We start from the raw sequence: 22,731 nt of genomic DNA, 5'->3' as shown, positions 1-22,731 counted from the left end.
TTTTAAAAATATTATTTTTCTTCTTCACGAATAACGATGTGGCGGATGATATCTTCGCTGATTTTCGCTAAACGATCGAATTCTTGTACAGCTTCTGATTTAGCAGAAACGTTTACAAGCATGTAGTGTCCATCACGGAAATCGTTAATTTCATAAGCTAAACGACGTTTACCCCACTCTTTAACGTTTGTGATTTCTGCACCTTGTTCAGTTAAAACGCTGTTGAAACGCTCAACTAATGCTTTTTGTGCCTCGTCTTCCATGTTTGGACGAACGATGTACATGATTTCGTATTTATTCATCACAATGTCACCTCCTTTTGGTCTAACGGCCCAATTAAGGGCAAGGAGCAATTTTATTAATCACTCACGAGTTAAAATTATAGCATAGTTTTTTTTAGATAGCAAATCAATAATTGAGTTGCTTATTTATTAAACATTGAAACGGAAGTGCATTACATCTCCGTCTTGAACAATATACTCTTTACCTTCTAAACGTACTTTACCAGCTTCTTTTGCTGAAGTCATGTTACCGTAATTCGCTAAATCTTCATATGAAACTGTTTCTGCACGGATAAACCCACGTTCAAAGTCAGTATGGATTACGCCAGCGCATTGTGGAGCTTTCATGCCTTTTTTGAATGTCCAAGCTCTTACTTCTTGTACACCTGCTGTAAAATAAGTAGCTAGTCCTATTAAAGAATAAGCTGCACGAATTAATTGATCTAAACCTGATTCTTCAATCCCTAGCTCTTGAAGGAATGTGCGCTTTTCTTCGTCATCTAGCTCAGCAATTTCTTCTTCAATTTTCGCACTAATTACAATTACTTGTGAACCTTCTTCTGCTGCAAATGCTTTTACTCTTTCAACATATTCGTTATCTGAAGAATCTGCAAGATCATCTTCGCCAACGTTTGTAATGTAAAGCATTGGTTTTGTCGTTAATAAGTGTAATCCTTTTACTAATTTCATTTGCTCTTCTGTAAACTCTACTGAACGAGCTGGCTTATCACTTTCAAATGCATCTCTTAATTTCACTAAAATTTCATGCTCATAAGATGCATCTTTGTCTTTTTGCTTTGCTAATTTTGCTACACGATCAATACGTTTTTCAACTGATTCTAAGTCTGCAAGAATTAACTCTAAGTTAATTGTCTCAATATCTGCAATTGGATCAACTTTTCCGGATACGTGAGTAATATTATCGTCTGCAAAACAACGAACTACTTGGCAAATTGCGTCTACTTCACGAATATGAGATAAAAACTTGTTTCCTAAACCTTCACCCTTACTTGCACCTTTTACGATTCCTGCGATATCAGTAAATTCAAAAGTTGTTGGAACAGTTTTTTTAGGCTGAACTAATTCAGTTAATTTGTCTAAACGATAATCCGGTACTTCTACTACACCTACGTTTGGATCAATTGTACAAAAAGGATAGTTTGCTGATTCAGCACCAGCTTGTGTAATTGCATTAAATAATGTCGACTTTCCTACGTTTGGTAAACCTACGATACCTGCTGTTAATGGCATATTTTCCACTCCTATACGAACTTAGTTAATCTTTCACAATTATATTGATTTCGAAAAAAAATAACAAGGAAATATTATTTCTAAACATACGAAAGGTATCTAATATGAGCATTCCTTAAAATTGCTCTACTAGATACCCCTTTGATTTTAAAAGTCGGCCTACTCTTCAGCTCGAACTAAAACCTTTTTTAATTTTCGGGAGAACTCTCGGCGTGGTATCAACACGCTATGCTCGCACCCCTCACACTTTAAACGAATATCCATACCCATTCGAATAATTTTCCATCTGTTCTCACCACATGGGTGAGGTTTTTTCATTTCAACTATATCGTTTAGATTAAAAGATTTTTCTTCCACGCTAAAATTTCACATCCTTAAAATAGTAGCATACAAACTATACATTCGCATTTTCATTTTTAGTTTCTGGTTGTTTATATAATACCATTTTTGGATACGGCATATCTATGTTATTTCTTGCAAGTACTTCCTTAATTTCTTTTCGAATTGCTCTAGAAATTTTAAACTGTGTCATAGCTTTAACTTCCGAAGCGATTCGTAATGTTACTTCTGTTGGCCCTAAATTTTGTATTCCAAGAAACTCTGGAGCCTTTACCATATCTTCATATCGATCTGGCATTGTTTCTAAATGTTCTTCAATTACACTTTGCGCGTGTTCAATATCGCCTTCATATGAAATGCTAATATCTACTAAGGCAACTGCATTATGTAATGAAAAATTGGTTACTTCCGTAATCATTCCATTTTGAATAATATGAAGTTCACCAGTTGAGCTTCTAATTTTTGTTGTCTTTAATCCAATTGATTGTACCGTTCCTTCAAAGGTTTGAATTCTTATATAGTCACCAACTGAAAACTGATCTTCAAACAAAATGAAAAATCCAGAAATGATATCTTTTACTAAGCTTTGTGCACCAAAACCGATTGCTACACCACCAATTCCGGCCCCAACTAAAAGCCCTTTAATTTCAACTCCAAATATCGGAAGAATGGTCAAGGCAGCAATAAAAAATACTACATAGGCAATTATATTTTCCATCAGCTTTATAAGTGTTACAGATCTTCTTTCTGATACTTGTAATGGACCCCTAGCATTGACCTTTAATAGATTACGGATTAACTTTCTTCCGAGTTTCACAGCCAAAACTGAAGCTATGATAATTAAGGCTATTTTTATTGACGAACGAAAAATGGTGTCCCATTGTTCTGGCGTTAACATACTTTGTTTAATTGTCTTTTCGGCTGTCTCTATTGTATCCGCCGCGTTATTCATTTTATGCTTTCCCCCTATTTTATTTCAAATGACTTCAAACGTAATACTAAACGAATTGTCATTTTAAAACTACAAATATAAACAAATGTAATAATAGTTTAATTTAATAACAAAGATTTGGTGACTAAAGTATAAATTGTTTAAATTTTGCATAAACTAATACTACTCTCTTAAATGAAAAGTAGGCGATATTATGCAATTTTCGGCAAATCCTTTGCGTAACCTATTTAAGGATGACTATTCAGTGTTTTTAGATGATGATAACGCTATTAATCGATTTGCAGATCGTTTATGTAAGTCGCTTCCAAGTTTACACAATAAGGAAATTGTTTTTGTTTGCATTGGAACTGACCGTTCTACTGGAGACTCACTAGGTCCTCTAGTTGGAACTATGTTAGGAGAATTAAACTTAAGTAGGTTTCGTTATTATGGTACTCTCGATGAGCCAATTCATGCGTTAAATCTTTCAGAACAGCTCGAAAGAATTAAAGGGAAGTATAACAATCCGTTTATTGTTGCTGTAGACGCATGCTTAGGTCGCGTGAAAAGTATTGGCAGTGTACGTTTATCCAATGGACCACTAAAACCTGGCGCCGCTATGAAGAAAGAATTACCTCTGGTTGGTGAGATTAATTTAACTGGAGTAGTAAATGTTAGTGGGTTTATGGAATTCTATGTTCTACAAAACACTAGGCTAAGTCTCGTTATGAAGATGGCTAAGTTTATTGCAAATTCAATAAAAGAAACTGAAACAAGACATGCGTGCCAATTAGAATTTTAGTGTAATAGAATAATAACTTTCAATTATAAAACAATAAAAAGCAAGGGAATATTAAATGCATCGGATGAGCCAACACAGTTAATATTCCCTAATAATGACTTATTTTATAATTGAAAGGATTCTTTCCAAATCTTCTTTATTAAAGAATTGAATTTCTATTTTCCCTTTATCTTTAACTGACTTTATTTTAACTGAGGTCCCAAACTTTTCTTGTAAAACATCTTCATACTCACTAAAGAATACGTTCTTATTTGAAGTTTTCTTTGGTGTTTCACGTGAAACATTTTCATTTAAATCATTAACTAGTGCTTCAACCTCACGAACACTAAGATTTTTTTCGATTACCTTTAATGCAGTACTTTCGATTAATCCTTTTCGCTTAAGGCCTAGAAGTGCTCTTCCATGTCCCATAGAGAGAGTGCCTTCCTCAACCATCTTTTGAACAGAGTTGGGTAATGTTAAGATTCTTAAATAGTTGGCAATATGAGGTCGACTTTTGCCAAGTCTCTTTGCCAATTGCTCTTGAGTTAAATGTAATTGTTCAATTAAGGTTTGATATGCTTCAGCTTCTTCTAGAGGATTTAAATCATCTCGCTGTAAATTTTCTAATACAGCTAACTCCATCATTTGTTCTTCGGAAAGTTCTCTAACAATAACTGGTACTGTATTTAGACCTGCGTTTTTTGCTGCACGGTATCGTCTTTCTCCAGCAACAATTTGAAAACCTTTTATACTTTTTCTAGCTATGATTGGTTGAAGAATTCCATGTTCAATCACAGATTGAGTTAACTCTAACATCGCTGCTTCGTCAAATACTTTGCGAGGCTGATATGGGTTAGGTCTAAGTTCTTTAAGTTCAATTTCTTGAACTAACTCTTCTTGTTGATTAATATCTTGAAAAAATGCTCCAATACCTTTGCCTAAACCTTTAGCCATTATCAATCACTTCCTTTGCTAGATCGAGATAAACTTCTGCACCTCTAGACTTTGGATCATATGTAATGATCGGTTTACCGTGACTTGGTGCTTCGCTTAAGCGTACATTTCTTGGAATAATTGATTTATAGACGCGATCTTGAAAATATTTTTTTACTTCTTCAATAACTTGAAGCCCTAAATTTGTACGAGCATCTAGCATTGTTAATAACACGCCTTCGATTGCTAAATTTTTATTTAAATGTTTTTGAACTAAACGGACTGTACTTAATAATTGGCTTAATCCTTCAAGTGCGTAATACTCGCACTGTACTGGAATAATAATAGAATCAGATGCGGTTAACGAATTTAAAGTTAATAACCCTAATGACGGAGGACAATCTATTAAAATATAATCATAGTTACCTTTTACAGTATCTAAGGCACGTTTTAATCGTACTTCTCTTGAAATAGTAGGTACTAACTCAATTTCTGCTCCAGCAAGTTGAATTGTTGCTGGAATAATATCGAAATTTGGAATAGCAGTGTTTAAAATGACATTTTTCGCCTCTACATCATCAACTAATACATTGTACACACACTGATTAACATCAGCTTTTTCAATTCCAATACCACTAGTTGCATTACCTTGAGGATCTATATCGACCAGTAATACTTTTTTTCCTAAATGAGCTAAGCAGGCACTTAAGTTAACAGATGTTGTAGTCTTGCCAACACCACCTTTTTGATTAGCTATAGAGATTACTTTAACCACTATGTAATCTACTCCTTCCACAACAAACAATTCTTATTTTCTATTTTACCATGAATAGAATCATCATTGTGTTTAGATTTAAAAATGGATAAAAAAAATTCACCACTGAAAAAGGGTGAATTAAATCTTATTTCTTTGGAATTTTAATTGTTATTTGATAATACTCATCATGTTCTTCTTCTTGACTATCAATATTCATACCGGTTTTAGTGACCATTTGTAAAGACTCTCGGATCGTATTCATCGCTATTCTAATATCTTTACTAATAGCTTTGAATTTCCGTTTAGGCTTTGGTTTTTTTTCTGTCGTTTCTGTAAGTAACATTACTACTCGATCTTCCGTTTGTTTTACATTTAATTGTTTTTCAATTATTTCGTGAAGAAGAGTTATTTGTAATTGTGGTAGCTTTAATGGAATAAGAGCTCGAGCATGACGTTCCGTTATTGACTTGTCCAATAAGGCCTGTTGTATTTCCCCGGGAAGTTTCAATAATCTTAATTTATTTGCAACAGTCGATTGACCTTTGCCCAATCGTTGAGCTAGTGCTTCTTGGGTTAAGTTATGTAAATCAATTAATTTTTGGTAAGCGACAGCTTCTTCGAAAGGAGATAATTCTTCACGTTGTAAATTTTCGATCAGAGCAACAGAAGCGGTCTCTGTGTCATTAAACGCCTTTACAATTGCAGGAATTGTGTCCCAACCTAAAGATGAAACTGCCCTGAATCTTCTTTCCCCGGCAATTATTTCATAAAATTTTGGTCTAATTTCCCTAACGACAATTGGTTGAATAATGCCATGAGTTCGAATCGTTAGCGCTAATTCTTTAATTTTTTCATCATCAAAGAATGTTCTAGGCTGATACTGATTCGGTACAATTTCTGATACTGGAATTTGGCGTATAACTTCATTACTTGAAGCAGAATCCTGAATATCATCATTTTCCTTTTCTGATAAGCCAAATAACCTAGATAATGTGCTTTTCAATGTGATTCCCACCCTTTTAGAATTTCGTTCACAATAGAATAAACATAACAAATGTTTCACGTGAAACATTTGTTAGTTTATCATATTAAATTTCTAACGGTTCTTTACCTGGAGTACCCGGTTTGCGAGGGTACTTAGTTGGTGTTTTACGTTTCTTTTCTACTATAACAATATTTCGATCACTATCTTCGCCTGGAAGAGTAAAATGATTAATAGATTTAACTTTTCCGCCAAGAGTTTTAATTGCATACTCCGCTTTATCTAACTCTTCATGGCCCGCAGCACCTTTTAGTGCAACAAAGTAGCCATCTTGTTTAACGAGTGGTAAGCATAGTTCAGTTAAAACTGACATTCTAGCAACAGCTCTGGCTGTTACAACATCAAAAGATTCTCTCATACCAGGTCTTTTAGCAAAAGTTTCAGCTCGATCATGAATAAATGTTACATTTTCTAATTGTAATTCCTTCGCTAAATGATTTAAAAATGTAATCCTTTTTTGAAGGGAGTCAACGATTGTTAGACGGATAGATGGGAAACATATTTTAATTGGAATAGAAGGGAAGCCCGCTCCTGCACCAATATCACATATAGTCATCTCATCATCAAAATTGAAATAGAAGGAAGCGCTAATCGAATCATAAAAATGCTTTAAATACACTTCTTCTTCTTCTGTAATAGCAGTTAAGTTCATTTTATTGTTCCACTCAACTAATGTGTGGAAATATATATCAAATTGTTTTAATTGAAATTCTGATAATTGAATCCCTTTATCTTTAAGTGCAGCGATAAATTGTTCTTTATTCACTAGTAATTCCCCTATCTATTATTAGTTCGATATTCTTGCAATTTTTCCTTGTTCTAAATAAACAAGTAGGATTGAAATATCTGCAGGATTAACACCAGATATACGAGAAGCCTGACCAACTGATAATGGACGCACTTGCTCAAGCTTTTGTCTTGCCTCAGTAGCAAGGCCATGAATAGCTTGATAATCGATATTTTCAGGGACTTTCTTTAAATCCATTTTCTTCATACGTTCTACTTGATTAAGTGACTTTTCAATATAGCCTTCATATTTAATCTGTATTTCAACTTGCTCTTTTACATCTGAATGTAACTCTTTTTCAGATGGAGAAACAGTTTCTATATGTCCATAAAGCATTTCAGGTCGACGTAGAAGATCAGCCGCTTTAATTCCATCTTTTAGTTCACTACCACCATTTTGAGCAATTAATTCCTGTACTTCTTTGGTTGGTCTTAATTGAGTAGTTTTTAAACGTTCTATTTCTTCCTCAATTAACATTTTCTTTTGTTCAAATTCAGCATATCTTTCATCAGATATTAGGCCAAGTTTTTTACCTATTTTCGTTAAACGTAAATCTGCATTATCATGACGTAGTAATAAGCGATATTCCGCTCTAGAAGTAAGAAGACGGTATGGTTCATTTGTCCCTTTCGTTACTAGGTCATCTATTAAAACGCCAATGTATGCTTCAGAGCGATCTAAAATTAACTCTTCTTTATCTAAAGAACGACATGCAGCGTTAATACCTGCCATTAAACCTTGGCCAGCTGCCTCTTCATAACCTGATGTACCGTTAATTTGACCTGCAGTATATAAGTTCTTAATTGGTTTAAGTTCTAATGTCGGCCATAATTGTGTAGGAACAATTGCATCATATTCAATTGCGTATCCAGTTCTCATCATTTGAACATTTTCTAGACCTGCAATCGAACGCAGCATTTTTTCTTGTACGTCTTCAGGTAAACTAGTCGATAAACCTTGAACATACACTTCTTGAGTATTTCTACCTTCTGGCTCTAAGAAAATTTGATGTCTCGGTTTATCATTAAATCGGACAACTTTATCTTCAATTGAAGGACAATAACGAGGTCCTGTTCCTTTAATCATACCAGAATACATCGGCGAACGGTGTAAGTTATCGTCGATGATCTGATGTGTATTTTCACTCGTATATGTTAACCAACAAGGAATTTGCTCAGTTTCAACTGGTTCTGTTTCGAACGAAAACGCGCGAGGCACTTCATCTCCTGGTTGTATCTCTGTTTTTGAGTAATCAATACTATGACTATTTACACGTGGAGGCGTACCTGTTTTAAAACGAACAAGTTCAATTCCTAATTCCTCTAAATGCTCAGAAAGCTTAATCGCCGGTTGTTGATTATTAGGCCCGCTTGAGTATTTTAATTCTCCTACAATAATTTCTCCGCGTAAGAATGTACCAGTTGTAATAACAACTGTCTTCGAACGATAGATAGCCCCAGTTTGTGTAATTACTCCAGTGCATTGTCCATCTTCCACAATTAGTCGTTCAACTAGTCCTTGTTTTAGTGTTAGGTTTTCCGTATCTTCAATCGTCTTCTTTAATTCATGTTGATAGGCAAATTTATCTGCTTGTGCACGTAAAGCACGTACAGCAGGGCCTTTTCCTGTATTTAACATTCTCATTTGAATATGCGTTTTATCGATATTTCGACCCATTTCGCCACCGAGCGCATCAATTTCACGTACAACGATCCCCTTGGCAGGTCCACCTACCGATGGATTACATGGCATAAATGCTACCATATCAAGATTTATTGTTAGCATTAATGTTTTTGCACCCATACGAGCAGACGCTAATCCAGCTTCACATCCAGCATGACCAGCGCCAATAACGATTACATCATAATTGCCTGCTTCAAAACTCATTTTTTCTCCTCCTAACCATTTTATTTTCCTAAACAGAACTGAGAAAATAGCTGGTTGATTAAACTTTCCTGAACTGTATCTCCGACAATTTCACCTAACAACTCCCAAGCTCTTGTTAAGTCAATTTGTACTAAATCAATTGGCATACCACTATTCATTGCCTCAATCGCATCATTAATCGTCTGTTCCGATTGTTTTAGTAGTGCAATATGTCTAGCGTTTGATAAATAAGTTAAATCTTGCGCTTCAATTTGGCCTTCAAAATATAAGTCTGCAATCGCCTTTTCTAAATCATCAATTCCTTTTTCCTCTTTTAAAGAAGTTGTTACAATTGTAGCATTGCCAACTAATTCTTTTACTTCATTCATATCAAGCTTTTGTGACAAATCCGTTTTATTAATAATAATGATTACATCTTTATTGCTCATTTCAGCAAATAAATTACGGTCCTCTTCACCTAAGTGTTCGTTATTATTTAATACAAATAAAACAAGATCAGCCAGATTTAGTACCTTTTTCGACCTTTCGACACCAATCGCCTCTACAACATCTTTCGTTTCACGAATACCCGCTGTATCAATTAGTCGTAGTGGTACACCTTTTACATTTACATATTCTTCAATTACATCGCGTGTTGTACCAGGGATATCAGTTACAATTGCCTTACTTTCTTGCACAAGCGTATTTAAAAGAGAAGACTTTCCGACATTTGGTCTTCCTATAATGACAGTAGAAAGTCCTTCACGTAAAATTTTACCTTGTCTCGATGTTTCTAAAAGTTTCTGTATCTCAATTCGAACTGTTTTAGCTTTTTCAATTAAAACAGTATTTGTCATTTCTTCAACATCATCATATTCAGGATAATCTATATTCACTTCAATATGAGCAAGAATCTCTAGCAATGTTTGTCTTAAGCTATTCACTAGCTTTGATAAACGACCTTCGACTTGGTTCATTGCAATGGCCATTGCTCGATCAGTTTTAGAACGAATTAAGTCCATTACCGCTTCAGCCTGAGATAAGTCGATTCGGCCATTTAGAAATGCTCGTTTTGTAAATTCACCGGGCTCAGCTAATCTAGCCCCTTGCGAAAGTACTAACTCAAGTACCTTATTAACCGAAAAAATTCCACCATGACAATTTATTTCGACAACATCCTCACGTGTGAACGTCTTTGGCGCTCTTAAAACCGAGACCATAACTTCCTCAACAGTATTACCAGAAGTAGGATCAACTAGATGGCCGTAATGAATTGTATGTGAGTCAACTATATTTAAATCTTTTTCTTTGAATAACTTATTTGCTATTTGAACAGCTTCGTCACCACTTAGACGAACGATGGCAATAGCACCTTCGCCTTTTGGCGTCGATATTGCTGTAATTGTATCGAATTCCATAAAAAATCACCTCGGAGCATGTTAAACGAAAGTCAACATGTTACTTCTAAATCTATAGCATAGCATAAAGAATTTTATAAATGAATGTTTTTATATTATAACCGTACGAAAGTACAAGTAAACTCATATGACTTGAATGTAGGACATAAAAAAACCAATTAAGGATTAACCCCTAATTGGTTTCTTAATATCTATAACTAATTTACGATGTGGATCTTGGCCTACAGATTTTGTAGAGATATTTGGCATATCTGTCAGTATGTGATGTATTATTTTTCTTTCAAATGAAGGCATTGGCTCTAAAGAAACAGCTTTTCTTGTTTTTAAAACTGTTTGAGCAGTTTTCCTTGCAAGAATTTCAAGCGATTCCTTGCGCTTTAATCGATAGTTCTCTGCGTCAACTACAACATGAATTAACTGTTTTGAATGACGATTTACAAATGTTTGAACTAAGAATTGAAGAGCATTTAAAGTATTACCCCTTTTTCCGATAATAAGAGCAACCTTTTCACCTTTTATTGTAAATAAGAAGGTTTGTTCTTTTTCTTGTGATTCATATAGAACATCTGCAGTCTCATCAAGACTTTTAACAATATTCGAAAGGTAGTCAAAAGCTTTTTCAACTAAAGTTTGCTTTTTTACAACTAATACTTTTGCAGGTTTAGCGCCAAATCCTAAAAAACCTTTTTTGCCGTCTTCGATCACTTTAATTTCTACTTCTTCTTCTGTTGAACTAAGTTGCTGAAGTGCTATTTGAACTGCTTGTTCGATTGTTTGACCAGTAGCAGTTACTTCTCTCACTTACTAGCCCCTCCTACATTTTTATTTTTTACGGTATTGCTACCTTTATTAACAAATAATGTTTGAAGAATCATAAATGTATTACCAACTACCCAATATAAAGCTAACGCAGATGGTAATCTAACAGCAAATACTAAAATCATGACTGGCATTACATAAAGCATAATTTTCATTTGTTGAGCTGCAGGTCCTTCCATAGAACCAGTACTCATTGAAACTTTTTGTTGAATGAAAGTTGTGATACCAGCAATAATCGGTAAAAGATAAATCGGATCCGGATGACCTAATTGGAACCATAGGAAATCATGTGCTTTAATTGCCATTGTTCTCATAATTGCATGGTAGAAAGCAATTAAGATTGGCATTTGAATGAAAATTGGTAAACAACCTGATAATGGATTCACACCATGTTGTTGATACAACTTCATTGTTTCTTCATTTAATTTTTGAACAGTTTTTTGATCCTTAGAAGAATACTTTTCTTTAAGTTTCTTCATTTCAGGCTGAATTGACTGCATTGCTTTAGTGCTTCTAATTTGTTTGATCATTAATGGTAATAAAGCTAAACGGATTAAAAGTGTTACAACAATAATCGCCATTCCATAGCTTCCACCAAAAATTTTAGACACAGCTGTGATTAACCATGATAGTGGATAAACTAAATACTCATTCCAAATCCCCGTACTTTCAGAAGTAATCGGTTGGTTTGTTTGTGAACATCCCGCTAACACGACTACTAAGAAAAGAACTGTAACTAGCATTTGGTACTTCTTAGTCTTCAAACTAGTTCCTCCTTTAAGATGTTACATTTAAATATGTAATTACTTAATTTGTTTTTTATCTAATTTATTTTTTGAATCACGTATTTTAAGCGCTTCCGCCCTTTTCAACACGTGAATTAAACTCTTTTTAAACTCATTAAAAGGTAGCTCAGTACAGGGCTTTCTTGCAATAACAACATAATCCATATTTAAATGAAGATCATTACTCAATTCAGTAAGAGCTTGTCTTATATATCGCTTTATATGATTTCTCACAACAGCATTACCGAGTTTCTTACTGACAGATAATCCTATACGAAAGGAAGTTTGGTCTTCTTTTTTTACAGTATAGATTACAAATTGTCGGTTTGCAGTTGATGATCCCCCTCGAAAAACGCGACTAAAATCTGCATTCTTTTTTATTCTGTTTTTCTTGTTCATGTTCCACCGACACCTCAAATGATTCCTTCAATTATCATAACAATTTTTTTATAAAAAATGAGGCCTTTTTTACTTACAAATTGTGACATAAAAGCAAAAAAGGCCTTCTTATTAGTGAAAAAGACCACTGTTGACAGTGGCCTACGCAGATAATACTTTTCTTCCTTTTTGACGACGAGCAGCTAGAACTTTACGTCCATTTGCAGTGCTCATACGGCTACGGAAACCATGTACTTTGCTACGCTTACGTTTGTTTGGTTGAAATGTTCTTTTCATTATATGACACCTCCCTGAGGAATTACTGTAATAGACAGTCCTATAAATTATAAAGAATAACTACTAAGAATGTCAATGTAAGATGTTAAAACATAATCATTAAATATTTCCATTTTATGAAGAATAGCTGATCCATTAAGATTTCTAAATAAAAAATGGAGTTACTCATTTAAATATAGTAATCATTTTACTCCTATCTTTTCCTTCCAACGAATTTATAAACAGCTAAGCACATACTAAAAATGATGGTGTCGAAAGATTTTTTTTATCGACTTTTAAATGAATAAGAAAATTGTTTAAAAACCGCTGCTCCCTTTTTTTAAGAAATTGTTAAAGGCTCTGTGGATAAGATTTTTCTGTACTTTTTTTACCCACAACAGTTATCGACAATTTTTACACAAGTTATTTTTCTGTGGACAATTTTTTTAAACAAGTGGATTAGCATGTGGATAACATTAACTACTCATTGAAATAGCTAACGATTTTTGATATTATTAATTTGTTTTCCACTTTGGACAAGTTGTTTTTTATTATTAATTGTCCACAGATGTTAATAACTTGTGGACAGGTTTTACACTTGTACCATTTTAAAGTTATCCACATAGGTGAATACTGTCAAATAAAGTGGATTTTTGCAGCTTTTTAAAAATAAGCATATTCAATGAGATGAATAAAAATAAATAGTCGAGAAAGACGCTTGTACAAAAGTTGAACAAGCTTTGTAAGGAGGGATTTTTGTTTGGAGAATATAGGGGATCTGTGGTCTAGGGTTCTGACTGAAATAGAAAAAAAGATAAGTAAACCTAGCTTTGAAACGTGGTTAAAATCAACAAAGGCATTTTCGTTAAAAAATGATACGCTAACAATAATTGCCCCAAATGAATTCGCCCGTGATTGGCTTGAGTCAAAGTATTCATCATTAATAATGGATACTGTTTTAGAAATAACTGGAGCGGAACTAGAAATCAAATTTATCCTTCCTCAAAATCACGTAGAAGAAATAGAGATGAATATCCCAGCAGTTAAAGCTAAAGTTAAATTTGAGGAGCCAGTAGAGTTCAACCAAAGTATGTTAAACCCTAAATATACTTTTGATACTTTCGTAATTGGTTCAGGTAACCGTTTTGCTCATGCAGCTTCACTTGCTGTTGCAGAGGCACCTGCTAAGGCCTATAATCCATTGTTTATATATGGAGGCGTAGGATTAGGAAAGACCCACTTAATGCATGCAATCGGACATTATGTGCTAGAGCATAATCCGAATGCCAAGGTAGTTTATTTATCATCAGAAAAATTTACAAATGAGTTTATTAACTCAATTCGTGACAATAAAGCGATAGAGTTCAGAAATAAGTACCGAAATGTAGACGTTCTACTTATAGATGATATTCAGTTCTTAGCTGGAAAAGAACAAACACAAGAAGAATTTTTCCATACTTTTAATACTCTTCATGAAGAAAGTAAACAAATCATTATCTCAAGTGACCGACCGCCTAAAGAAATTCCTACATTAGAAGATCGACTTCGTTCGCGATTTGAATGGGGCCTTATTACGGATATTACACCTCCAGACTTGGAAACTAGGATTGCGATTTTACGCAAAAAGGCTAAGGCTGAAGGGTTAGATATTCCAAATGAGGTTATGTTATATATAGCAAATCAAATTGATACGAATATTCGTGAGTTAGAAGGAGCACTTATTCGTGTAGTCGCTTATTCATCGTTAATTAATAAAGATATTAACGCTAGTGTAGCCGCTGAAGCTCTTAAGAACTTAATTACAGCGACGAAGCCTAAAACATTATCAATACACGATATTCAACGAACGGTTGGAGAATTTTATAATATTAAATTAGAGGATTTTAAAGCAAAAAAACGTACGAAATCCGTAGCATTCCCAAGACAAGTTGCAATGTATCTATCAAGAGAGCTTACAGACCATTCTTTACCTAAAATAGGAGAAGAGTTTGGAGGACGAGATCATACAACTGTTATTCATGCACACGAAAAAATTTCAAAATTAGTTGATACTGACTCACAACTGCAATCTCAAATTAAAGAGATTAATGAAAAATTAAATCAGTAGAGTCGTTAACTTGTGTATAACTCACCAAACCTTTTACACAGTCTATCCACATGTTGATAGACTTATTTTTCTTTACTAAAATACAGTTATCCACAAATTCACAGGCCCTACTACTATTACTATATTATTTTATAAAATATATAAGGAGTACAAATTATGAAATTTACTGTACAAAAAGATCATCTTGTTAAAGCTGTACAAGATGTTATGAGAGCTGTTTCATCTAGAACAACAATTCCAATCTTAACTGGTATTAAATTAGTAGTTACAAACGAAGGACTAACTTTCACAGGTAGTGATTCAGATATTTCAATAGAATCGTATTTACCAACTGTATTAGATGATCAACAATTAGTTGATGTAAAAAGACCTGGAAGTATTGTATTAAATGCTCGATATTTTAGTGATATTGTAAAAAAATTACCTGCTGATTTTGTCGAATTAGAATCCGACAGTAATTATGTTACGACTATTAGAGCTGGAAAAACTGAGTTTAGTCTAAATGGCTTTGATTCAGAAGAGTATCCATTACTTCCACAAATTGAAGAACATGAAACGATTTCTATTTCTGCAGACTTATTAAAGTTTATGATTCGCCAAACAGTATTTGCAGTATCAACTTCAGAAACTAGACCAATATTAACGGGTGTTAACTGGAAGATCGAGAATGACGAGTTAACATGTATTGCAACAGATAGCCACCGACTAGCTTTAAGACAAGCTAAAATTGATGGTGGTTTAATTTCAAGTGATTTTAAAGCTAGCGTCGTAATTCCTGGTAAAAGCCTAAACGAGTTTAGCAAAATACTTGATGATAATAGTGAAAAAGTAGAAATTGTTTTAACTGAACACCAAGCTTTATTTAAAACAAAACATATACTATTCTTTACACGCTTACTTGAAGGGAATTATCCAGATACATCAAAATTAATTCCAAGTGAGAGCAAAACTGAGCTTACTGTAATGACAAAAGAATTTTTACAAGCAATTGATCGTGCTTCATTATTAGCTAGAGAAGGAAGAAATAATGTTGTTCACTTGGAAACAGTTGGCGGCTCAACTGTTAATATATCTTCTTATTCTCCAGAAATCGGTAAAGTAGTAGATGAAATTGTTTGTGAGGATATTAAAGGTGAAGAGCTAAAAATTTCTTTTAGTGCTAAATATGTAATGGATGCATTAAAAGCAATAGAGAGTCCAGAAATTTATATTCAATTTACTGGAGCAATGAGACCGTTTTTAATTCGTACGGTAAATGACTCAAGAACATTGCAATTAATTTTACCAGTTCGCACATACTAATTAGTAAATTCTAAAGAAAGGGGCTGTCCTAAATAGAATGTACTAGCAATCTCCAATGGATCTAGAGAATAAATAAAAAATTTATTCTACAAATTTTGTTTGGGGAGTGCATAGTACATTTAGGTCAGTCTTTTTTTTACTTAATAGACAAAATAAGGGTTAACTGTTTTTTTTCTTACAGAAGTTTAGTACAATTAAGGAATGGATATTTGAGGGTGGTAAAAAAATGAAAAACGAAAAAGTTAAAATAAAAACAGAATATATTACATTAGGTCAATTTTTAAAGCTTGCAGGAGTGATTGATACAGGTGGAATGGCTAAATGGTTTTTAGCGGAGCATGAAATCTTTGTAAACAATGAACCTGAAAATAGAAGAGGAAAAAAATTAGTTCTAAATGATACAGTTTCAATCACTGGAATAGGTTCGTATATTATAACTTCATAAGTTTTGGGGGAATCCCATTGTATATTAAAGATTTACAACTAAAACAATACCGTAATTATGAAAACCTTGAGTTGAATTTTCAAAATAATGTTAATGTCATTATTGGTGAAAATGCTCAAGGTAAAACAAATTTAATGGAATCCATTTATGTGCTAGCTTTAACAAAGTCTCATCGTACAAGCAATGACAAAGAAATGATACGTTGGGATGAAGAATATGGTACAATAAAAGGTACGTTACAAAAGAAAAACCAGCAAGTAACACTACAGCTAATCCTCTCAAAGAAAGGTAAAAAAGCAAAGCTGAACCATCTAGAACAGATGAAGTTAAGTCAATATATAGGCGTGATGAATGTCGTTATGTTCGCACCAGAAGACTTACATTTAGTAAAAGGTAGTCCACAAGTGCGTCGTAAATTTCTAGATATGGAACTAGGACAAGTTTCGCCTGTTTACCTACATGAGCTAAGTCAGTATCAACGAATCCTCCAACAGCGAAATTCACTACTACGAACATTACAAACTAGTCGTGATCGGAATTATTTAATGCTTGAAGTCCTTACATCTCAACTAGTGAAACATGCAATAAAAATAATCGAAAAGCGAATTTCGTTCATTAAATTATTACAAAGTTGGGCTTCGCCTATTCATAGTCAAATTTCTAGAGAGACCGAAAAACTAGAAATTATATATAAACCAAGCATTAATGTATCAGATTTAACAGATTTGACGAAAATGGAAGATGAGTACATAAAACAATTCGAAGCTGAAAAAGAGCGTGAAGTATCCAGAGGTACTACATTGCTTGGTCCGCATAGAGATGACTTAGTTTTTATGGTCAATGATAAAAACGTTCAGACATTTGGATCGCAAGGACAGCAGCGGACAACAGCTCTTTCATTGAAACTAGCAGAAATCGAACTGATTAAAGAGGAAGTTGGAGAATATCCTATACTTTTATTAGATGATGTTCTTTCAGAGTTAGATGACTATCGTCAAACACATTTATTAAATGCAATTCAAAATAAAGTACAGACGTTTGTTACAACGACTAGTGTTGACGGAATTCAGCACGAAACGATAAAGCAAGCTAATATTATAAATGTTTCACATGGAACAATTATAAGCACTTCTCAATAAATAATTTATGAAATTTCTACTACGCCGCCTAATAAGCAAAGCTGAAATTTACTAATTCTTTTATGTAAAATAAAAAAAGTAGGTGAGTGTTCATGACAATGGATCAAAAGATGCAAGAACATAATTATGATGAAAATCAGATACAGGTTCTTGAAGGTTTAGAAGCTGTACGTAAAAGACCAGGTATGTATATCGGTTCTACAAGCGGAAAAGGATTACATCACTTAGTATGGGAAATCGTTGATAATAGTATAGATGAGGCATTGGCTGGATACTGTGATGAGATTAATGTAATTATTGAAGAAGATAATAGCATTACAGTTAAAGATAATGGTCGTGGTATCCCGGTAGGTATTCATGAAAAAATGGGTAGACCGGCATTAGAAGTAATTATGACAGTACTCCATGCTGGTGGTAAATTTGGCGGTGGCGGATACAAAGTATCTGGTGGACTACATGGTGTAGGGGCTTCAGTAGTAAATGCATTATCTACTTTACTTGAAGTTCATGTTCATCGTGATGGAAATATTTATTACCAACAATTTGCTAAAGGTATACCAGTTGCAGATATGAGTATCGAAGGTGAAACGGATACTACAGGTACAATTACTCATTTTAAACCTGATCGAGAGATTTTTACTGAAACAATAGTCTATGACTTTGATACATTAGCAAATCGTTTAAGAGAGTTAGCATTCCTTAACAGGGGTATTCGCCTAACAATAGAAGATCGTAGAGAAAATAAGCAAAAGAAAGAGTTCCACTATGAAGGTGGAATTAAATCTTATGTTGAACACTTAAATCGTTCAAAAGAAGTAATTCATGACGAGCCAATTTTTGTGATTGGTGAAAAAGATGGAATTAGTGTAGAAATTGCACTTCAATATAACGAGAGCTATACAAGTAATATATACTCATTCACAAATAATATTAATACACATGAAGGTGGAACTCATGAAGTTGGGTTCAAAACAGCATTGACTCGTGTTATTAATGATTATGGTCGTAAGAATGGGTTAATTAAGGATCAAGATAGTAACTTATCTGGTGAGGATGTGCGTGAAGGATTAACAGCTATCGTTTCTATTAAACATCCAGATCCTCAGTTTGAAGGACAAACAAAAACTAAACTAGGTAATAGTGAAGTTCGTACGATTACAGAGCAAGTTTTTGGAGAGAAACTTGAAAAGTTTTTATTAGAAAATCCAACTGAAGCTAAAAAAATCGTTGAAAAAGGTTTAATGGCAGCTAGAGCGCGTGTTGCTGCTAAAAAGGCTCGTGAATTAACAAGAAGAAAAAGTGCTTTAGAAGTATCAAGTTTGCCTGGGAAATTAGCAGATTGTTCTTCGAAAGATTCTTCAATTAGTGAAATTTACATCGTTGAGGGTGACTCAGCGGGTGGAAGTGCTAAACAAGGTCGTGATCGTCACTTCCAAGCAATCCTTCCTTTACGTGGAAAAATCATTAACGTAGAAAAAGCTCGACTTGATAAGATTTTATCAAACAATGAGGTTCGTTCGATGATTACTGCCTTTGGTACTGGAATTGGTGATGACTTTGATATTGAGAAAGCCCGATATCATAAAATTATATTAATGACAGATGCCGATGTAGATGGTGCTCACATTCGTACGTTATTGTTGACGTTCCTATATCGTTATATGCGTCAAATCATAGAAAGTGGTTATATTTATATTGCTCAACCACCTTTATATAAGATTCAACAAGGTAAAAAAATACAGTATGCTTACAATGATCGACAAATGGAAGAAATTATGTCGACCATTAATGCTGTACCAAAACCAGTTATTCAACGATATAAAGGTCTAGGTGAAATGAACCCTGAACAGTTATGGGAAACAACAATGAATCCTGAAACTAGAACATTATTGCAAGTTAACCTTCAAGATGCTATTGAAGCAGATGAAACGTTTGAAACGTTAATGGGCGAAAAGGTAGAACCAAGACGTAACTTTATCCAAGATAATGCTAAGTACGTAAAGAATTTAGATATTTAATAGTTAATATTAAGGAGCTTTTATGCTCCTTTCAGTGTATAGATGTAGTCTGAACGGATACAAATTTAGACTAATAGAAAATGTTTGTTCTTTTTTGTGTGAAATTTGTCGAGATATTGGATTTATTATTGAATCTTGATCAAGTAAAACACCGGAGAAGTTAAGCGTTTGTCAAAGTCTGATAGGAGCTTTTTAGCTCCCTTTCTTACATGATACGAAAACTAAAGGGAGGTGCCGATGTTGAGCGAAAATCAACAAATCAAAGAAATTAATATTAGTCATGAAATGCGTAATTCCTTCCTAGATTATGCAATGAGTGTAATTGTTTCTCGAGCGTTACCAGATGTACGAGACGGCTTAAAGCCTGTACATAGAAGAATTTTATATGCAATGAATGATTTAGGTATGACAGCTGATAAAGCTTATAAGAAGTCAGCGCGTATCGTTGGTGAAGTAATTGGTAAGTACCATCCGCATGGTGACTCTGCTGTATATGAAACAATGGTGCGTATGGCTCAAGACTTTAACTTTAGATATATGTTAGTAGATGGCCATGGGAATTTTGGATCTGTCGATGGAGACGCTGCAGCGGCAATGCGTTATACAGAGGCTAGGATGTCCAAAATATCGATGGAATTAATTCGCGATATTAATAAAAATACGATTGATTTTCAAGATAACTATGACGGTTCTGAAAGAGAGCCGATCGTTCTTCCTGCAAGATTTCCTAACTTGTTAATAAATGGGGCAACAGGTATTGCGGTAGGGATGGCTACAAATATTCCTCCACATCAATTAGGCGAGGTAATTGATGGTGTACTTGCACTAAGTAAAGATCCTGAGATTACTACCCAAGAGTTAATGGAGTATGTTCAAGGACCTGATTTCCCTACTTCGGGTATGATTCTAGGGAAAAGTGGTATTCGTAAAGCTTATGAAACTGGTAAAGGGTCTATCATTATTAGAGCTAAAGTCGAAATTGAAGAAAAAGCAAATGGAAGACAAACGATTATAGTTACTGAATTACCATATCAAGTAAACAAAGCTAAGCTTGTTGAACGAATTGCTGAACTAGTCCGAGATAAAAAGATTGAAGGCATAACTGATTTGCGTGATGAGTCTGACAGAACCGGTATGCGTGTTGTTATTGAAGTAAGAAGAGATGCAAACGCAAATGTACTTTTAAATAATCTTTATAAACAAACCGCGCTTCAAACGAGCTTTGGTATCAATTTATTAGCACTTGTAAATGGTGAACCAAAAGTGCTATCTCTAAAGAGTTGCTTGAAACACTATTTAGACCACCAAATTGTTGTTATTAAACGTAGAACAAAGTTTGAATTGGAAAAAGCGGAAGCACGTGCACATATATTAGAAGGCTTAAAAGTTGCTCTTGATCATTTAGATGCGGTTATTAGCTTAATTAGAGCTTCTCAAACAGCAGAAGTCGCTAAAAATGGCTTAATGGAAACATTTAATTTATCTGAAAAGCAAGCTCAAGCAATTTTAGATATGAGATTACAACGCCTAACTGGGTTAGAGCGTGAAAAAATTGAAGAAGAATACCAAGAGCTAATCAAGTTAATCGCAGAACTAAGAGCAATTCTTGCAGACGAGGAACGAGTACTTGAAATTATTCGTGAAGAGTTAACTGCGTTAAAAGAGCAATATAATGATAAACGAAGAACAGCGATTGTTCCTGGTGGAGTTGAAATCATTGAAGATGAAGATTTAATACCAGTTGAGAATATCATTGTAAGTTTAACTCATAATGGATATATTAAACGTCTTCCGGTCTCTACTTATCGATCTCAAAGAAGAGGTGGACGTGGTATTCAGGGAATGGGTACTAATAATGATGACTTCTTAGAACACTTATTGACACCTTCAACTCATGATACAATTTTATTCTTTACGAATAAGGGGAAAGTATACCGATCAAAAGGTTATGAGATTCCGGAGTTTAGCCGTACAGCTAAAGGACTACCTATCGTAAACTTACTTGAAATTGATAGAGGTGAAAGTATTAACGCTATTATTCCAGTAAGTGAATTTTTAGAGAATTGGTACCTATTCTTTACGACGAAACAAGGAATAGCGAAACGTGTACCTTTATCTGCATTTGCAAATATCCGAACGAATGGATTAATTGCAATTAATTTAAAAGAGGATGATGACGTAATTTCAGTACGTTTAACAGACGGAACGAAAGATATTGTTGTCGGTACCTCAAAAGGTATGATGATCCGTTTTAATGAAGATGATGTTAGATCAATGGGAAGAACAGCAACAGGTGTTAAAGCTATTACACTTTCTGAAGATGACTATGTTGTAGGAATGGAAGTTGTGGAGGAGCACTTAGATATTCTTGTTGTTACGGAACTTGGTTATGGTAAGCGAACTGCACAGGAAGAATACCGTATTCAAAGTCGTGGTGGTAAAGGATTAAAAACACTGAATGTTACAGAGAAAAACGGTAAAATGATTTCATTAAAATGTGTAAGTGACGAAGAGGATTTAATGTTAATTACTGAATCCGGTGTTATTATTCGTATGCCAATTGAACAAATCTCGCGTCTAGGACGAGTTACTCAAGGTGTTAAATTAATAAGACTAGACGAAGAAGGTCATGTTGCTACAGTTGCAATTGCAGCAAAAGAAGAGGAAATTGAGTCAGAAGATGAAAACGATGATGAAATGCCGATTCTGGAAGATGAAGATATTACTGAAACAACTGAAGAGTAGTTTTTAAATAATGCTAAGGAGAGAACATATTTGTTCTCTCTTTTTTTTCTATGTGAGGATACTAATGTTTCTTTGAATTGAAGATAGTAGGGTTTTATTTTAGGTTTGTCAGTTTTGTTCATTTAATCTTTATGGGGAGTATTAACTCCTTAGTTCTATTAAATCTAAAGCTAGGAAAATAAGAATATTAAGTAAGGTTTTTGCTTAAATGAAATTAGTTTAATTTTTTTTAAAAATATATTATAAAAACTATTGACCGAGGCTAGTGGATTTGTTATTATATAGAAGTCGCCAAGAGACATCGCGACAAAATGAACTTTGAAAACTA

21 protein-coding genes are annotated in these 22,731 nt (G+C 34.0%); 7 read left to right on the top strand and 14 right to left on the bottom strand.

Going from position 1 to position 22,731, the window contains the following annotated elements; genetic code table 11:
• Positions 1-11: 11 nt before the first annotated feature.
• The 4 genes from rpsF to CN601_RS15790 all read right to left on the bottom strand — a co-directional run bounded on the left by rpsF (position 12) and on the right by CN601_RS15790 (position 2,823).
• Complete coding sequence (gene rpsF, locus CN601_RS15805) at positions 12-302, bottom strand: 30S ribosomal protein S6 (RefSeq protein WP_098171677.1); 291 nt, start codon at positions 300-302, stop codon at positions 12-14.
• 129 nt (positions 303-431) lie between these two features.
• Entirely contained in the window at positions 432-1,532 is a 1,101-nt protein-coding gene (gene ychF / locus CN601_RS15800) for a redox-regulated ATPase YchF (protein ID WP_098119079.1), read from the bottom strand.
• Between the two features lie 159 nt (positions 1,533-1,691).
• Positions 1,692-1,889: a DUF951 domain-containing protein gene (locus tag CN601_RS15795; protein WP_098119080.1), complete on the bottom strand. Its 198-nt coding sequence runs from the start codon at positions 1,887-1,889 to the stop codon at positions 1,692-1,694.
• 37 nt (positions 1,890-1,926) lie between these two features.
• A complete protein-coding gene (locus tag CN601_RS15790) occupies positions 1,927-2,823 on the bottom strand; it encodes a mechanosensitive ion channel family protein (RefSeq protein WP_098171593.1) in 897 nt (298 codons plus the stop codon).
• A 193-nt stretch (positions 2,824-3,016) separates the two neighbouring features.
• On the opposite strand from CN601_RS15790, the gene yyaC reads away from it, so the two are divergent.
• A complete protein-coding gene (gene yyaC / locus CN601_RS15785) occupies positions 3,017-3,604 on the top strand; it encodes a spore protease YyaC (RefSeq protein ID WP_098119082.1) in 588 nt (195 codons plus the stop codon).
• Positions 3,605-3,703: 99 nt separating this feature from the next.
• Here yyaC and CN601_RS15780 read toward each other — a convergent pair whose 3' ends face one another.
• The 10 genes from CN601_RS15780 to rpmH all read right to left on the bottom strand — a co-directional run bounded on the left by CN601_RS15780 (position 3,704) and on the right by rpmH (position 12,668).
• Positions 3,704-4,540, bottom strand: coding sequence for a ParB/RepB/Spo0J family partition protein (locus CN601_RS15780; protein ID WP_098119083.1), 837 nt, complete (start codon positions 4,538-4,540; stop codon positions 3,704-3,706).
• Positions 4,533-5,294, bottom strand: a complete 762-nt coding sequence (locus tag CN601_RS15775) for a ParA family protein (protein ID WP_025568951.1) — start codon at positions 5,292-5,294, stop codon at positions 4,533-4,535. Before CN601_RS15775 ends, CN601_RS15780 begins: the two co-directional genes overlap by 8 nt.
• Before the next feature lie 127 nt (positions 5,295-5,421).
• Positions 5,422-6,279 carry a nucleoid occlusion protein gene (gene noc / locus CN601_RS15770; RefSeq protein ID WP_098119084.1) on the bottom strand — a complete coding sequence of 286 codons (858 nt, stop codon included), beginning with the start codon at positions 6,277-6,279 and terminating at the stop codon, positions 5,422-5,424.
• Positions 6,280-6,364: 85 nt separating this feature from the next.
• Positions 6,365-7,084, bottom strand: a complete 720-nt coding sequence (rsmG, locus tag CN601_RS15765) for a 16S rRNA (guanine(527)-N(7))-methyltransferase RsmG (protein ID WP_098171592.1) — start codon at positions 7,082-7,084, stop codon at positions 6,365-6,367.
• A 21-nt stretch (positions 7,085-7,105) separates the two neighbouring features.
• On the bottom strand, positions 7,106-8,992 hold the full coding sequence (gene mnmG / locus CN601_RS15760) for a tRNA uridine-5-carboxymethylaminomethyl(34) synthesis enzyme MnmG (protein WP_098119086.1): 1,887 nt from the start codon (positions 8,990-8,992) through the stop codon (positions 7,106-7,108).
• A gap of 20 nt (positions 8,993-9,012) precedes the next feature.
• Complete coding sequence (gene mnmE / locus CN601_RS15755; RefSeq protein WP_098119087.1) at positions 9,013-10,389, bottom strand: tRNA uridine-5-carboxymethylaminomethyl(34) synthesis GTPase MnmE; 1,377 nt, start codon at positions 10,387-10,389, stop codon at positions 9,013-9,015.
• Positions 10,390-10,554: 165 nt separating this feature from the next.
• The gene (jag, locus tag CN601_RS15750) at positions 10,555-11,190 is read right to left on the bottom strand and encodes an RNA-binding cell elongation regulator Jag/EloR (RefSeq protein WP_098119088.1); all 636 of its coding nucleotides are present in this window, start codon (positions 11,188-11,190) and stop codon (positions 10,555-10,557) included.
• Complete coding sequence (gene spoIIIJ / locus CN601_RS15745; protein WP_098119124.1) at positions 11,187-11,951, bottom strand: YidC family membrane integrase SpoIIIJ; 765 nt, start codon at positions 11,949-11,951, stop codon at positions 11,187-11,189. Before spoIIIJ ends, jag begins: the two co-directional genes overlap by 4 nt.
• 60 nt (positions 11,952-12,011) lie before the next feature.
• Positions 12,012-12,392 carry a ribonuclease P protein component gene (gene rnpA, locus CN601_RS15740; protein ID WP_098119089.1) on the bottom strand — a complete coding sequence of 127 codons (381 nt, stop codon included), beginning with the start codon at positions 12,390-12,392 and terminating at the stop codon, positions 12,012-12,014.
• Positions 12,393-12,533: 141 nt separating this feature from the next.
• Entirely contained in the window at positions 12,534-12,668 is a 135-nt protein-coding gene (gene rpmH, locus CN601_RS15735; protein ID WP_098119090.1) for a 50S ribosomal protein L34, read from the bottom strand.
• Between the two features lie 739 nt (positions 12,669-13,407).
• Between rpmH and dnaA the strand changes: the two genes are divergently transcribed.
• From dnaA to gyrA, 6 genes are all read left to right on the top strand, one after another.
• Positions 13,408-14,754 (top strand): chromosomal replication initiator protein DnaA, encoded by a 1,347-nt coding sequence (gene dnaA / locus CN601_RS15730; RefSeq protein ID WP_098119091.1) that lies wholly within the window; start codon positions 13,408-13,410, stop codon positions 14,752-14,754.
• Positions 14,755-14,910: 156 nt separating this feature from the next.
• Entirely contained in the window at positions 14,911-16,056 is a 1,146-nt protein-coding gene (dnaN, locus tag CN601_RS15725) for a DNA polymerase III subunit beta (RefSeq protein WP_098171591.1), read from the top strand.
• A gap of 226 nt (positions 16,057-16,282) precedes the next feature.
• Positions 16,283-16,501, top strand: a complete 219-nt coding sequence (gene yaaA / locus CN601_RS15720; RefSeq protein ID WP_098119093.1) for a S4 domain-containing protein YaaA — start codon at positions 16,283-16,285, stop codon at positions 16,499-16,501.
• A gap of 17 nt (positions 16,502-16,518) precedes the next feature.
• Positions 16,519-17,640, top strand: coding sequence for a DNA replication/repair protein RecF (recF, locus tag CN601_RS15715; RefSeq protein WP_098119094.1), 1,122 nt, complete (start codon positions 16,519-16,521; stop codon positions 17,638-17,640).
• Between the two features lie 98 nt (positions 17,641-17,738).
• The gene (gene gyrB, locus CN601_RS15710; protein ID WP_098119125.1) at positions 17,739-19,658 is read left to right on the top strand and encodes a DNA topoisomerase (ATP-hydrolyzing) subunit B; all 1,920 of its coding nucleotides are present in this window, start codon (positions 17,739-17,741) and stop codon (positions 19,656-19,658) included.
• A 237-nt stretch (positions 19,659-19,895) separates the two neighbouring features.
• Positions 19,896-22,403 (top strand): DNA gyrase subunit A, encoded by a 2,508-nt coding sequence (gene gyrA / locus CN601_RS15705; protein ID WP_179865575.1) that lies wholly within the window; start codon positions 19,896-19,898, stop codon positions 22,401-22,403.
• Positions 22,404-22,731 lie beyond the last annotated feature (328 nt).

This window comes from Bacillus sp. AFS017336, assembly GCF_002555445.1.
In the GTDB taxonomy this organism is placed as follows: domain Bacteria; phylum Bacillota; class Bacilli; order Bacillales; family Bacillaceae_G; genus Gottfriedia.
The sequence above is the reverse complement of the archived record's forward strand: the minus strand, read 5'-3'. Positions and strand labels throughout refer to the sequence as shown.